5 protein-coding genes are annotated in these 16,777 nt (G+C 37.9%); 3 read left to right on the top strand and 2 right to left on the bottom strand.

The genetic code is table 11. The features are described 5' to 3' along the window. Nucleotides 1-1,569, bottom strand: a complete 1,569-nt coding sequence (gene hutH / locus ABD676_RS05325; RefSeq protein WP_344673558.1) for a histidine ammonia-lyase — start codon at nt 1,567-1,569, stop codon at nt 1-3. A 78-nt stretch (nt 1,570-1,647) separates the two neighbouring features. Here hutH and ABD676_RS05320 point away from each other — a divergent pair, with 78 nt between their 5' ends. From ABD676_RS05320 to ABD676_RS05310, 3 genes are all read left to right on the top strand, one after another. Beyond that, on the top strand, nt 1,648-2,538 hold the full coding sequence (locus ABD676_RS05320; protein ID WP_344673557.1) for a LysR family transcriptional regulator: 891 nt from the start codon (nt 1,648-1,650) through the stop codon (nt 2,536-2,538). A 105-nt stretch (nt 2,539-2,643) separates the two neighbouring features. Beyond that, a complete protein-coding gene (locus tag ABD676_RS05315; RefSeq protein WP_344673556.1) occupies nt 2,644-8,325 on the top strand; it encodes an alpha-2-macroglobulin family protein in 5,682 nt (1,893 codons plus the stop codon). 151 nt (nt 8,326-8,476) lie between these two features. Further along, a complete protein-coding gene (locus ABD676_RS05310; protein ID WP_344673555.1) occupies nt 8,477-14,383 on the top strand; it encodes an alpha-2-macroglobulin family protein in 5,907 nt (1,968 codons plus the stop codon). A gap of 106 nt (nt 14,384-14,489) precedes the next feature. On the opposite strand, the gene ABD676_RS05305 is transcribed toward ABD676_RS05310, so the two are convergent. Then, entirely contained in the window at nt 14,490-16,721 is a 2,232-nt protein-coding gene (locus ABD676_RS05305; protein ID WP_344673554.1) for a sodium-translocating pyrophosphatase, read from the bottom strand. Nucleotides 16,722-16,777 lie beyond the last annotated feature (56 nt).

The following is a 16,777-nucleotide window of genomic DNA, read 5'->3' as shown; positions in this document are numbered from 1 at the left end:
TTAATAGTTTTCAAAATAATCTGTCCCTTCCCCAAAATAAGCAACTTCTTGCTCTTTGGAGATTTTCTTCGCCAGCTCAATCAGTTCACCTGATTTTACCAAAGCCAACGCCTGATCTAAAATATCCTGCATAGGTTGATCTTCTTCAATATGTGGAATAACTTGACGGATATGTGCATGCAAAGCTTCTACAATTGGGGTAGATTTTAATGGCGCATGATAATCCTTAGCTTGTGCCGCACATAACAATTCTATACTTAAGATTTTATCGACATTATCTAAGACCTGCAATAATTTTCTACCGGATATTGAACCCATACTGACATGGTCTTCTTGACCTAATGATGTCGGAATGCTGTCTGCCGAAGCTGGGAAACATAAACCTTTATTTTCAGATGCTATTGCTGCCGTACTGTATTGAAGAATCATAAATCCAGAGTTTAATCCGGTACTTTTCATCAACAACTTAGGAACACCATTGGTTTCACCTTCTAAGGATAAATACACACGACGGTCGGATATATTACCCAATTCGGACACCGCCAATGTTGCATAATCCAATGGTAATGCAATTGGTTGACCATGGAAAGAACCTCCCGAGATAGTTAATTCATTATTAATGATAATAGGATTATCCGTTACGGAGTTGATTTCAGTTTCGATGATATCCTTAAAGTGTAACCAGGCATTACGGGATGCCCCATGAACTTGAGGAATACAACGCAAAGAATAAGGATCTTGGACACGGGAGCAGTTTTTATGCGATTCTAAAATAGCCGAACCTTTCAACAGGTTAAAAACAGTTGAAGCGACAAAGCTATTTCCTTTATATGGTCTTAGTTGGTGTAATTCTGTAAAGAATGGTTTGATCGAACCATTTAATCCCTCGATCATTAGGGTAGCAATTAAATCGGCATTATTCATTAATCGATTCATTTCTACGACAGCTTTTACACCATGTGCAGCCATGAATTGTGTACCATTGATTAAAGCTAATCCTTCCTTAGCACCCAAAGCAATGGGTTCCATGTTGTAGGCAGTTAAAACTTCCGCAGTATCGACCTGTTTTCCGTCTTTCCAAATCTTACCATGACCGATAAGCGGTAAAAACAAATGCGACAATGGTGCTAAATCACCAGAAGCTCCAACAGAGCCTTGCTTAGGTACTACAGGTATAACATCTTCTTGGATATGCCAAATAATGCGCTCTATGGTACTCATCTGTACACCTGAGAATCCTTTTGCTAAAGCATGTACTTTCAAGATAAGCATCAGCTTACTTAATTCCTTATCGATTGCTTCACCCATACCTACGGCATGGCTTTTTAATATATTTTCTTGAAGTCTACGCGTATCTTGTGCCCCAATCAAGGTGGTACACAATGGACCGAAGCCCGTATTAATACCATAAACCACTTTTCCTGCATCTACAATATCTTGTACATATTGTGCACTCTGATTTACCTTAGCTTGACTCTCTTCGCTCAGATAGCCTTTAATTTCACCTTTAGCAATGCCTATGGCTAGGGAACTGCTTAAAAAATCTTCACCGTATTTAAAATTTTCCATAATATTCAACCTTATCTATCAAATTTAGCCCCTATATTTGATAATTAGTAATACCATTTTTCACAAGGATTGATAACTATGAATTATCAAATAGAACTCAGACATCTGCATTATTTCAAAACTGTTGCTGAAGAATTGCATTTTCGCAAAGCCGCAGAGAAACTATTTATTGCACAGCCTGGCTTATCAAGACAAATTAAGCAACTGGAAGATTATTACCAGACAGCGCTATTTATCCGTGATAAGCGAAATGTGGAACTGACAGAAGCTGGTCATTACCTAAAGAAGGAAGTTGATTTATTGTTCACTCAAATGAATAGGATCAAAGAGCAGGTAGAAAAGATAAAGGATGGTAAGTTAACTTCCCTTAAACTGGGTTTTATTGGTTCAGCAGTTCAGACTATCTTTCCACAGTTATTGGTCAACCTCAAAAAGGAGCAACCGCTGATTGATATTACACTTAGCGAGCTATCTAATGAGGTGCAATTGGATCTGCTGTTAAAGAATCAATTGGACTTTGGGTTTGTTCGGATTGATAATGCGCAAAGCCCTCTTCAATCTATTCCGGTCATGACGGATCATTTCTCTTTGGTAGTACCTAAAAATGAGAAAAACAAAAAGGTTAAAAAAGTAAACCTCCAAAACTATCGGGAAGAGTCTTTTATTTTATTTTCCAAGGCTTATAGCAGTTCCTATTATGATTTGGTCATGAGTATTTTTCAGGATCATGGCTTTGAGCCCCATGTCACCTTGAAAACAGTGAATGCCTTAAGTATTTTTAATCTGGTAAGCCAAGGTTTAGGGGTAGCAATTGTACCTTCTTCCTTAAAGAAAGGATACCATACCCATGTTGATTTTCTGGATTTAAGTCATTTACCGCAAAGGACTACTTTGTCATTGGTATGGAATCAAGGGAATAGGAATCCAGGCATTTCATTATTCCTTCAAACAGTAGACTCATTGATATAAACTCCTAAAATTGATCCAATCTTATTTTCCATTATTTTATGGAAAAAGGAAGCATAATTTATCATTAAGCTAAGCAACATAATTTGCTTAACCTTAATATTAACTATGAAATTTTTATATTACTTCCTTTTATTAGTTTTTCCTTTGGTTTCAATAGGACAAGTCAACAATTCTAAATCTTTAGCGGAAAAGTGGAAAGAAGTAGATTATTTAATTTCTATTCAGAATTTTGATCAGGCAGTTCCATTAATTAAAGAGATAAAATCTATCGCTAATATCAGGAAAGATAATAGCAGTTGGGTTCGTGCTATATTAGCTGAAAATCTAATTATTGGAGCCAATAAAAATGTAATAAATCCTACTGCAGCAAGGAGTGAACATTTTGAAAAACAAATTGAAAGTACTTCTGGCCTTAAAAAAGCTGTGCTATTGAATTTTTATGCGAAATTTATAATCAGCCGTAAAGAAATCGCGCACAAACCTATAAACAACGGAATTGAATTCTTTGTCGATTCTTTATTTCAGTCTTCATTGAAAATGAAGGAAATTTTAGCAAAAGAACCAATTGAAAGTTGGAACTATTTATTTACAGATTTAGAGAATTTGGAGTTAAGCCCTACACTCTACCATCATATAGCCTTAAATTATTTCCAATTTTTAAGTTATTACAAAAAGGAAAACAGCGTAAAACTGGAAGAGTTAACCAGAAATTTAGACTCCTTGAATAAAAGCTTGGGATTAGCAAATGCGCAAGCTAATTTTCTTTTCCTACAAAAATCGATAAATAAAAATAGCTATGATTTAGAAGATCTTAAACAAATTGTGGATTCACAGAAAAGTGATTATAATGCTTATATATTATGGGAAATCGCCAGAAGTAAGGTGAATAATTTTCAATTTAGTAAAGCATTATCTCTGGTAAATGAAGCAGAACAAAATTACCCAAATTCTCCTTGGATTGAAAATGCCATTCAGTTAAAAAAAGAAATTCAAGCGGTAGTTTTAGATGTTACTTTAGATCAAAATATTCCAAGCCAACAATACAGTCCATTAATGATTAGGGGAAGAAATATAGACTCCATATTTATAAAAGTTTATAATACGAGTCCAACCCTAACCAAGCCTAACCAACCACATATTCAGTATAATGACTCATCGAATATTGCTTCTATAAAGGCCAAATTAGTTTATGAAGAACATTTAGGTACAAAAGAATTTAATAATCCTAATGAACAAACTACAATTTATAAAATAAATCCTCTGGACTACGGCAGTTATACGCTCTTGATTTCAAATAATCGCCAGTTTAAGGACGATGGATTATTAAATGAAGTCAAATCATTAGACTTTATCACGACAGATCTATACCTACAAAAAAATACTCCTTCTTGGAATAGTCATTTGACACCTCCATCTGGGATTGCTTTAAATATAAAGACAGGGAAACCATATGCGAATTCACCCTTAATATTATATAAGTTAAACTTGCTAGGTGAATTTGAATTTGTAGAAAAACTCAAAACAGATAAAGAGGGTATTTTCTTTTATTCAGGTATAGAATATTTTAGTAATCAGGACGCCGAAAATTTCTATCTATATAATCCTTCAGAAGGTCAATTTATTAAAACTGATTTTTTTATCAAATTCACTAATAATTTTCGAGGATATTCAAACAATGGTTATTTTAATAAAGCCTTATTATTAACTGATCGAATCATTTATAAGCCAGGACAGCGTGTATTTTTTAAAGCTATCGTATATAACAAACTATTAAATCAAGGAGAAGTAGTTCCAAATCTTGATGTACAAGTAAGATTTTCTAATGCCGGTTGGAGAACATTAAATAAGCAAAATCTAAAAACGAATGAATATGGTTCGGTTGATAGTAGCTTTTTAATACCAGCAAATTGTTTACCAGGACACTACTTTTTGGAAGTTAAATCAAAAGGAAGAGAATTGGGGCATTACTATTTTCAAATTGAAGAGTATAAACGTCCCACATTCCAAGTGAAATTTACCCCAATTAAACAGACGCTACACTCAGGAGACACTGCCATATTTGAAGGAAATGCTAGAAGCTTTTCGGGTGTCCCATTAAAAGAGTCAAAAGTACATGTGAAGGTTATTTTAGGCAGTTGGGATAATATCGTGTCTTCAAATAACATTCTAAAAAAAGACACACTTTACACCGATAAAGATGGGAACTTCAAATTCAAGGTTCATTTGACAGATTCAATTTTCGGAAAAATAGAGAAAGCTGAAATAACTTATAATGTAGAAGTAATCAACCAATCTGGGGAAATGCAATTTTCGAAAGGAACTTATAAATTCCATAAGATACCTTGGAGAATTGAAATTAAGTCAGAAACATATCAACAAGAATTTGGGTGGACTAAAGTAATCCTCAATACTACAAATCATAACAATATTCCTTTAGGGCTGAAAGGGAAAATTGATATTTATAAAATAAATGAATCACCAGTCCTCCTTCCCAAAGGAATGGAAAACCTATATAGCCCAATCAGGAAACATATTCTCCAAAAGGAGGAGTATAAAAAGTTTTTCCCGGAATTGGCAGAACTCTTTTTATTAGAAAAAAACTGGAAACCTAAAACTTTAATTAAGTCTTACTCATTCGATAGTAACGAATCTAGTGTTATAAATATTGATTCAAACCTTTATCCAAGGGGAATATATCAAATTGTGGCTACTTCATATATTGGAAAAGACTCCATTTTAGAAAGAAAAAATATAGAAGTATTCGATCCTGTTACCAATAAAACAACGGACAAGGTATTTCTAATTTCAAAATTAGACAAGGCAACTTATTCTCCAGGTGATCAAGTCACTTTACAATTCTTTTCAGATGAACCCAATGCCAAAACTCTAATTCTTTACAAGAAGAAAGATAACATCAATTATTTACCAGAAGTGCTTGAATGGAATAATGGAGAGATAAAATATACTTTTAATATTCCTGTCCATGAAAGGATTAGCACTATTAATTTTAATGCTGTCTTAATTGTGAATAATAAAATTCAAAATACTACCGTCAGGATAAAAATAATTGTTCCAAAAAAAGATTTGCAAATCCAGGTCCAGACATTTCGAGATAAGATAACTCCCGGTAAATTGGAAAAATGGAGCTTTGGTATCAAAAAAGACAAGAAAACAGTACAAGCTGAAATTTTAGCAACTATGTACGATGCTTCTTTGGATATGTTTAAATCACATGGTTTTCCAAGTTCTTTTTATTCGGAAATTGACTTTTATAATAGTCGAAATTTGACTTATGATGACTTATATGAATATTTACCAAAGAGCTACTCTTCAATTAATTATAAAGAGTTGGCAAAGATTTCCTATTTAACTAGTAATCTACCAAGTGTTATTAACTACTCCCTTTGGAATCCTTTAGATTATCATACAAATAGATTAGTCTATGAATTTGAGTCTGTTGCCTATCATAGCTCCGCTTCATCTGGACTTGGAAACGAAAGAAATATTAATTCTGAAGGTCCTAATTTGGAAGAAAGTCTTGCATACAAAAAAACGTTGCAAGAGCTAGAGAAAGTCCAAGCGCGTAAAAACCTTCAGGAAACTGCCTTCTTTTTCCCTAAACTTTACAGTGATGAGCAAGGAACGGTACGTTTTGAATTTGATAGCCCTGAAGCACTCACGAAATGGAAACTACTTCTATTTGCACATGATAAGGATTTGAATGCCGGTTCAGCGACCTTCTATAGCCAGACACAGAAACAGCTAATGGTGCGTCCGAACCTCCCTCGATATTTCAGGGAAGGGGATGAAATCCTGATCAAAGCGCAGGTCCAGAACCTAAGTAAGGAAATCCAGAAGGGGAATGCCCGTATCGAGCTTATCGATCCGGAAACCAATAACAATATCAGCAATAGGTTTATGGAAGGCGGACTGACCGTTCCGTTCCAGGTAGACCCGCAAAACAACGGCACTGTCAGTTGGAAACTACGAATACCAGCAGATATCCATTCCGTACAGGTGAAGGTCATTGCAGCCACGGACACACATTCCGATGGGGAAATCGTGGAGCTACCAATATTGTCCGATAAAGTTCTTATTACCGATACGGAGAAGCTCCTGTTGAAGGCCAAACAGGAAAAGACCTATCAGATCAAGATCGGAGGCAAGGACAATGTTCTGGCCAAGGTACAGGTACAGAGCAATCCGATCCTGGAAATCATTTCCGCACTGGACTATCTGAAAAACTATCCTTACGAATGTACCGAACAATCGGCCAGCAAGTGGTTCGGGCTGAAGGTTCTTCAGTACATGGAAAAACACTATCCCGCTATATCCAATTACTTCAAGTCCATCGACAGCAAGAAAATGAAGGGCAACCTGGAGTCCAATGCTGCCCTGAAGGACATCAAATTGGAAGAGATGCCATGGATCAGACAGATTGAAAATGATCAGGAGAAATTGAAACAATTGGCAAAACTGTTCCAATCCGATATTTCAAGTGAGCTTCAGGAGATAGAGAAAAAAATCATGGACAATCAGCTTTCCAGCGGTGGCTTCTCTTGGTTCAAGGGAGGACGTGCGGATACCTATATGTCCATCCGTATCCTGGAAGTGTTCGGCAAAGTATTACAATTGGATAAATCGTTGATTGAGCCAAGTTTGATGCAAAAAAGCCAAAACCTTATGGATTTCCTGGATAAGGACACGATAGTATTCAATCCAAAGTCCGGAGCTGCCATGGCCTTGAACTACCTTCATGCCCGTCACTATTGGACGGCCTATAGAACAATCCCTAAGGACAACCTAAACAAGCTTAAACCAAGGTTACTGAACACCCCGCTCCTATCCGCTTCGGGAAGCGCAGGAGATGCCGCAAAAGCCTGGGTGGTAAACCTGTTGTACGGAACGGGAAAAGAGGCCACCGAGATCCGCAATAGGCTTCAGCAGGAAATGATCACGGATGAGGACAAGGGGATCTACTGGCGCAGTAATGACAATAAATATAACAATGTCAGTCTTCAGTCCTATATGGTAGAAGCCTACAAGCTGAATGACCCGAGCAAGCTGATGGGAATCACGCAGTACCTGTACTACAAGAAAAATGCTAATCATTGGTACAGTACCTGGATGACCGTGGATGCCATCTATGCATTACTTTTGGCAAACAATCCGGCTGACTTTGTCCTTGTGAACAACATCAGTTTGAAAGTCGATCAACAGGATGTGAAATTGGATGAAGTAGTACTGGGTCAGGTGAGCAAAGAATGGGGCAAAGAAGATTTGAACGCCAATAAAAACATCGCTGTGACCAATAATAATGACCGCACGGTTTATGGCGGAGTCTATCACCAATACTTCGTACCTGCAGCGGATGTTAAACAGACGACAAATGAACTTGCGGTCAGCAAGAAATACCTGATCGAAAGGAATGGAAAGTGGGAAGAGGCAAAAGAGGTTCGATTAGGCGATAAAATTAAAGTTGAAATAACTGTCATTGCAGATAAGAACCTGAACTATGTTCACCTGAAGGACAGTAGACCGTCCGGAGTAGAGCCGGTATATCAGGCTTCGGGATATCAGTGGCGGAGAGGTTATTACTTCACGCTGAAAGATGCCTCCACCAATTATTTCTTCGATTACCTGGCCAAGGGAAAACATACCTTCAGCTATGAGATCAAAGCAAACAATGTGGGTACTTTCAACTCGGGAATAACAACCATCGATTGCATGTACGATCCAACGGTAAATGCCAAATCAGAAAACTTAGAAGTAAAAATTAATGAGTAAATTCATTATGCAAACTGTAGCAACAACATTGATTACCAATACTTAGCACTCTCCAATTATTTATTTTTTCATTCGAGTTATGGAAAACATAATTATCTTGCATCCGTTGATAAAAATAATTGGACATTATTAGCAAAAAGCCAGACTGATTATGAAAAAAGCCCTTTGGATCTCTATTGTATTTGTAGTTACCTGTATGGTTCCATTCTATTCCCTTGCACAGACTAGCCTGGAGGATAAATGGAAAGAGGTAAACCGTCTTATTGGTATTAAGAACTATGATCAGACCCTTCCCATCCTAGCTGATATTAAGGTAATGGCTATGCGTAATAATGATGAAGGCACTTGGGTCAAAGCTTTTTTGGCAGAAAGCTTAGCAAAGGGAAATAATGTGGCTGATGATCAAGTTTTCGAGAACCAAGAAAAGCATTTCAAATCAAACATTGCCGCATCCAAAGGTCTCAGAAAAGCTGTATTACAGAACTTCTTTGCCTCTTACCTCCTTTCCAATAATTTCCGATATCTTTCCAAATCAGACAACATCTTCCTTCAGGCAGATGAAGATAAAAAGAAGCGGATAATCGATTCCATTTATAGCCTATCCATTCAAGACCGTGAAGAGTTAGAAAAATCAAAAATAGGATTATGGTCTGCCATGCTAAATGATCAGAAAAACATTAGCTTAAGCCCTACTTTATATCACTTTGTCACGAAAGATTATTTGGCCTTTTTAATGCGCGAAAAAAAGGAAAATAAGAAGAAGATCGATGAGTTAATTAAGCATCTCAGTGCATTAAATAAAAGAAACGATTATGCTGATGCACAAGCAAACCTTCGTTTTATTACACTAGACATTAGCTATTCCAATAATTTAATTTTTAACGATGAAGTTTCAAAAATCATCAATAGTCAAAAGAGTAATTTTAATGCCTATCTCCTTTACTTATTAGCTCAAAGAAAATTTGGGAATCAACAATATGAAGAAGCAATAAAACTATTAAATCAAGCAAAATCCGATTATCCGAATTCACCTTGGTTGCCAAATGTCAATAGTCTTTACAAGGAAATTAAGAAAGTTGATGTTGGCATAAGCCATAATAAATTCGCACCAGCAAATCAATATGTACCTATTAAGGTTAATGGCAAAAATTTAGACTCACTGTATATCCGCGTATATAATAGCACCCTTAAGGCTAAGAACCCAAAATTCTACAGCATAAAATACGATAGCATTAGCAAAATAACATCTATTCAGGCACCTTTGGTATATGAAGAAGCTATTAAATTAACAGATTTCAATAGCTACGAATCGCAAATAAGCATCTATAAATTAAATCCATTAGCATACGGCCAATATACTATTATAGTATCCAATAACAAGGATTTTAAGGATGATGGATTATACCAAGATGTTTCAAGCAGCCAAATATATATTAGTGATCAATTTTTTCAAGCCTCTTTAACGGATGAACAAGATGATTATGATTTGTATTCTGGTATTTTGATTAATCGAGTTACCGGAGAGCCTTTTTCTAATAAAAAACTGAATTTATACGACTTCCCAGATTCCACTAAAGCCAAATTAATACAGACTTTAAAGACTGATGCAAAGGGTCAATTCACTTTTAAGTCCATCGATAAAAAGGAAATGTATGATCTTCAGGATTATTATCTCGCTATACCAGGCGAAGATCAGCTTATTGAATTAGCAGAGATTTCTCATTTTCCTCATGAGGTTCCTTCGGATGACGAAGAAAACGAAGAAGGAGATATTCAGGCACTTTTATTGACGGACCGTGCCATCTATCGTCCAGGTCAAAAGCTATATTTTAAATCTGTGGTTTTTAATGACCATTACCAAAAAGGAAAAGTCTTAGCGGATCAAAAAATTGAAATCCGCTTATTTGATGCCAACCGTAGAAAGATAGACTCGGTATTCCTAAAAAGCAATGCTTACGGCTCAGCAGACAGTAGTTTTAATCTCCCAAGCAATACCTTGGCCGGTAACTTCTCCATGGAAGTATACTATAAAAATCAACAAATTGGAAACAAATATTTCAGGGTGGAGGAATATAAGCGTCCGACTTTCAAGGTTCAATTAGAGGTAAACAAGGAAACATATACCAGGAAAGATACTGCCATATTTAAAGGAAAAGCTGAAATGCTTTCTGGCGCACCTTTGATTGATGCTGAGGTACGGATAAAAGTTGAAGTTTCTGGTATTGGTTCTCGATATAGCCGAAATAGGAACATTTCAACAGATACAATATCCACTGACCAAAAAGGAAATTTTGAGTTCAAAATTCCTTTAATGGATAGTACCTATAAGGGGATGGAGAATGCATTCTTTAGATTCACTGCCGACGTGGTTAACCAAACAGGGGAATTGCAGACTGCAATGGGATTTTATCAGTTCAGTAATAAACCTTGGCGAATTCAGGTAGAAGCTGACAATAGACAAGAAGCATCACGCTGGTCAAAATTGTGGGTCAATACCACCAATCAGAATAACCAACCTTTAAAATTTTCTGGAAAGGTTGAAATTTATAAATATGGCGAACCAAATGTCGTTATTCCTGCAAATGAAAAGAATATTTATAGTGACATTACCAAGCATATTCTAAGCAAAGAGGAATACAAAAAATACTTTCCAAAGAATATAGATCCGGATTTCAGTTTTAAGAATGAAGTGCAGAAGACTTTAATTGCTTCCTATAATTTCGACACTCGCGATACCAATTTGGTGAAAATAGATTCTAGCTTATTTACCATGGGACGATATGAGGTAAAAGCCTATTCAGTCTTTGAAAATGATACAATTGTGGGTACTAGTTTTGTGAATTTATATGACCCTGTAACCAAAAAAACGAATAAGTCTGAATTTCTAGTTTCCAGTTTAGATAGTAACAGTTATTCCGCGGGAGACTTGGTTAAAATCAACTTTCAAACGGATGAACCAGAAGCCAAAAAATTATACCTATATAAAATCAAAAATGGCAAAAAATTGGACCCAGAGGTATTATCTTGGAAAAATGGGTCAATAAACTACAGTTTTACCCTAGCAAAAGACGAGGTAAACAACAACCTTAGCTATGTGGCCGTCTTTTTGGTAAATAATAAATTTGAGAGCTTGAATATTTATATTCCAATCAATAGAAATGACAAATCTCTAAGCATTAAAACACATAGTTTCCGAGATAAAATAAGTCCCGGAGAAAAGGAAACTTGGTCCTTTAGCATAAGCCAAAAGGACAAGAAAATGCAAACAGAGGTTCTGGCTACGATGTATGATAGTGCGTTAGATGATTTTAGTTCAAATGCATTTCCTTATTCCTTTGCTTTACGGTATCCGTATTATGGTTCGCCGAATTTCTACAATTGGTATAATAGATTTCATGAGGAAAGCTATCCTCGAGATATATTCCAAAGTATGGATGCTTTTCATTATTTAGACAACGAATTGCCTGTAGTTTTTAATTATGGTTTATGGAGTCAATTGATTCGATTTCCAGAGCCGGCCGTTTTTGACAGTATGTCGAGGAGTTCAGAGTTAAATGAGATAGTAGTTACAGGATCAGCTAAACAAGCACTTGCCGGTGCAGTTCCAGGTGTTGCTATTAGAGGAAATGCGGATGCAGCAGGAGACGCTCAAACACCGCTTTATGTTATGGATGGCGAGGTAATCAGTGCCGCACAGTTTAATAGTTTGAACAAAGATAATATTGCGGAATTTAAAGTATTAAAAGGCGATGATGCTACAGCTATTTACGGTAGCAGGGGAGCAAATGGGGTGGTCATTGTCTTAACAAAAGATTACAAAAAAGCAGAGGATCAACTTAATCAAGTCCAAGCACGTAAGAATCTTCAGGAAACAGCTTTCTTTTTCCCTAAACTTTACAGTGATGAGCAAGGAACGGTGCGTTTTGAATTTGATAGCCCTGAAGCACTCACAAAATGGAAACTACTTCTGTTTGCACATGATAAGGAATTGAATGCCGGTTCAGCGACGTTCTATAGCCAGACACAGAAACAGCTAATGGTGCGTCCAAACCTCCCACGATATTTCAGGGAAGGGGATGAAATCCTGATCAAAGCGCAGGTCCAGAACCTAAGTAAGGAAATCCAGAAAGGGAATGCCCGCATCGAGCTTATCGATCCGGAAACCAATAACAATATCAGTAACAGGTTTATGGAAGACGGATTGACCGTTCCGTTCCAGGTAGACCCGCAGAACAACGGTACTGTCAGCTGGAAACTACGAATACCAGCAGATATCCATTCCGTACAGGTCAAGGTCATTGCAGCCACGGACACACATTCCGATGGGGAAATCGTGGAGCTACCAATATTGTCCGATAAGATCCTGATTACCGATACGGAGAAGATACTGTTGAAGGCCAAACAGGAAAAGACCTATCAGATCAAGATCGGAGGCAAGGACAATGTTCTGGCCAAGGTACAGGTACAGAGCAATCCGATCCTGGAAATCATTTCCGCTCTGGACTACCTGAAAAACTATCCTTACGAATGTACCGAACAATCGGCCAGCAAGTGGTTCGGACTGAAGGTACTGCAGTACATGGAAAAACACTATCCCGCTATATCCAATTACTTCAAGTCCATCGACAGCAAGGAAATGAAGGGCAACCTGGAGTCCAATGCTGCCCTGAAGGACATCAAATTGGAAGAGATGCCATGGATCAGACAGATTGAAAATGATCAGGAGAAATTGAAACAATTGGCAAAACTGTTCCAATCCGATATTTCAAGTGAGCTTCAGGAGATAGAGAAAAAAATCATGGACAATCAGCTTTCCAGCGGTGGCTTCTCTTGGTTCAAGGGAGGACGTGCGGATACCTATATGTCCATCCGTATCCTGGAAGTGTTCGGCAAAGTATTACAATTGGATAAATCGTTGATTGAGCCAAGTTTGATGCAAAAAAGCCAAAACCTCATGGATTACCTGGATAAGGACACGGCGGTATTCAATCCGAAGTCCGGAGCTGCCATGGCCTTGAACTACCTACATGCCCGTCACTATTGGACGGCCTATAGAACAATCCCTAAGGACAACCTAAACAAGCTTAAGCCAAGGTTACTGAACACCCCGCTCCTATCCGCTTCGGGAAGCGCAGGAGATGCCGCAAAAGCCAGGGTGGTAAACCTGTTGTACGGAACGGGAAAAGAGGCCACCGAGATCCGCAATAGGCTCCAGCAGGAAATGATCACGGATGAGGACAAGGGGATCTACTGGCGCAGTAATGACAATAAATATAACAATATCAGTCTTCAGTCCTATATGGTAGAGGCCTACAAGCTGAATGACCCGAGCAAGCTGATGGGAATCACGCAGTATCTATACTATAAGAAAAATGCCAACCATTGGTACAGTACCTGGATGACCGTAGATGCCATCTATGCCCTACTTCTGGCCAACAATCCGGCTGACTTTGTCCTTGTGAACAACATCAGTTTGAAAGTCGATCAACAGGATGTGAAATTGGATGAAGTAGTACTGGGTCAGGTGAGCAAAGAATGGGGCAAAGAAGATTTGAACACCAATAAAAACATCGCTGTGACCAATAATAATGACCGCACGGTTTATGGCGGAGTCTATCACCAATACTTCGTACCTGCAGCAGATGTTAAACAAACGACAAATGAACTTGCGGTCAGCAAGAAATACCTGATCGAAAGGAACGGAAAGTGGGAAGAGGCAAAAGAGGTTCGATTAGGCGATAAAATTAAAGTTGAAATAACTGTCATTGCAGATAAGAACCTGAACTATGTTCACCTGAAGGACAGTAGACCGTCCGGAGTAGAGCCGGTATATCAGGCTTCGGGATATCAGTGGCGGAGAGGTTATTACTTCACGCTGAAAGATGCCTCCACCAATTATTTCTTCGATTACCTGGCCAAGGGAAAACATACCTTCAGCTATGAGATCAAAGCAAACAATGTGGGTACTTTCAACTCGGGAATAACAACTATCGATTGCATGTACGATCCTGCTGTAAATGCCAGGTCTGAAAACTTAGAAGTGAAGATTAAGGAATAACTAGAATAAGGGTCCTTTATATTTTGAATTCCTTAATTTGAATGAATAAAAAAAACACCGTATCGAATAATTCGAGGCGGTGTTTTTTTTATTGATTGGACCCTTATTATTTCTGATCCTTATTCAGCATAACCACTTTTTCGGTTTTTACTTCTTTCTCTTTTTTAGCAGTTGTTGTTAAACCATGGCCACCTAAAATTGGTGCAATAACCAAACCTACCAAACAAGTTAACTTGATAAGGATATTCATGGATGGACCTGAGGTATCTTTAAAAGGATCTCCTACAGTATCGCCAGTAACAGCAGCCTTATGTGCTTCTGAACCTTTGAAAGTCATTTCACCATTGATCATAACCCCTGCTTCGAAGGATTTTTTAGCATTATCCCAAGCTCCACCAGCATTATTCTGGAAGATCGCCCACAGTACACCTGATACCGCAACACCTGCCATGTAGGCTCCTAATGCTTCTGGCCCCATAACAAAACCAACAATAATAGGTGTAATAATCGTAATCGCTCCTGGCAACATCATTTCACGTAATGCAGCCTTGGTTGAGATATCCACACATTTTCCATATTCTGGCTTACCAGTTCCTTCCAAAATTCCAGGAATTTCGCGGAACTGTCTTCTCACCTCATTCACCATATCCATTGCAGCCTTTCCAACAGATTGCATAGCTAAAGCAGAAAATACCACAGGTATCATACCACCAATAAATAAAGCTGCCAATACATCTGCTTTGAAAATATTAATACCATCAATACCTGTAAAGGTTACATAGGCTGCAAATAAAGCTAGTGCGGTCAATGCTGCTGAAGCAATAGCAAACCCCTTTCCTACAGCCGCAGTAGTATTCCCTACAGAATCCAAAACATCCGTACGCTGACGAACTTCCTTCGGCAATTCACTCATTTCCGCAATACCACCTGCATTATCTGCAATTGGTCCAAAGGCATCAATGGCTAATTGCATAGCAGTAGTTGCCATCATAGCTGAAGCTGCAATTGCTACTCCATAAAACCCTGCCAAAGTATAAGAACCCCAAATAGCTAAGGCAAATAACAATACCGAAGAAGCCGTAGATTTCATCCCAGTAGCTAAACCTGCAATAATATTAGTTGCTGCACCTGTTGATGAATTCTGTACAATATTTAAAACCGGCTTCTTCCCTAAACCGGTATAAAATTCCGTGAAAGCAGAAATTAATCCACCTACGGCCAATCCCACTATAGTGGAATAAAAGATATTCATTCTCGGTATTTCCTTATAGCCTTCTCCGAAAAACTTCATATGAATAACTTCCGGTAGCATATATTGAATTAAGAAATAACAGGAAATAACCGTCAAGAGAATGGAAGTCCAGTTCCCCATATTAAGGGCTTTCTGCACCTGTGCCTCCTTGGCATCATTACTCGTCACCTTCACTAAAAAAGTTCCTAATATCGAAGCTAAAATACCTACACCGGCAATCACAATAGGTAATAGAATTGGTCCCATCCCATTGAAAGCATCAGTATAAACTGTACCGGTAGATTCGGCCATTTCCTTGATGATATAATTTCCCAGCACCATAGAAGCTAGAACAGTCGCTACATAAGATCCAAAAAGGTCAGCTCCCATACCAGCCACATCTCCCACATTGTCACCCACATTATCGGCAATAGTAGCTGGATTACGAGGGTCATCCTCAGGGATACCAGCCTCTACTTTACCTACTAAATCTGCTCCAACGTCAGCAGCCTTGGTATAAATACCACCTCCCACACGAGCAAATAAAGCAATAGATTCAGCCCCTAAAGAAAAACCAGCCAATGCTTCTAAGACAACGGTCATTTCATGGGTGAAGTTACCTCCCTCGGTAACAAACATTTTGAGGAACAATAAAAAGAAAATACTCAATCCTAATACTGCAAGTCCTGCTACTCCAAGGCCCATTACTGTACCACCTGAAAAGGAAACCTTTAATGCATGTGGTAAACTCGTTCTTGCCGCTTGGGTAGTACGAACGTTGGCACTGGTCGCAATGCGCATTCCGATATTTCCAGCTAGTGCTGAGAAGAATGCCCCACAGATAAAAGCAACCACAATAATCCAATGCGTCGTTTCTACAATAGTTGATACAAAGAATAAGGCAATTGAGGCAATAATAACAAAGATGAACAAAATCCGATATTCCGCCTTTAAGAAGGCCATAGCACCTTCTTTAATACTCTTGGAAATCGTCTGCATGTGGTTATCACCAGCATCTTGTTTATTTACCCATTGTGCTTTTACAAGCATGAAGAGCAAGCCTAAAACAGCGAGTGCTGCAGGCAAATAGATAATAAATTGTTCCATAGAAAGTTTATTTGGTTGATATTAAAGTTATCACTTTTTTTGACAAAACAAAAAGT

Origin of the sequence: Sphingobacterium kyonggiense, assembly GCF_039536825.1 — a bacterium.
GTDB lineage: Bacteria > Bacteroidota > Bacteroidia > Sphingobacteriales > Sphingobacteriaceae > Sphingobacterium > Sphingobacterium kyonggiense.
This window is presented reverse-complemented; position numbering and strand designations above follow the sequence as displayed.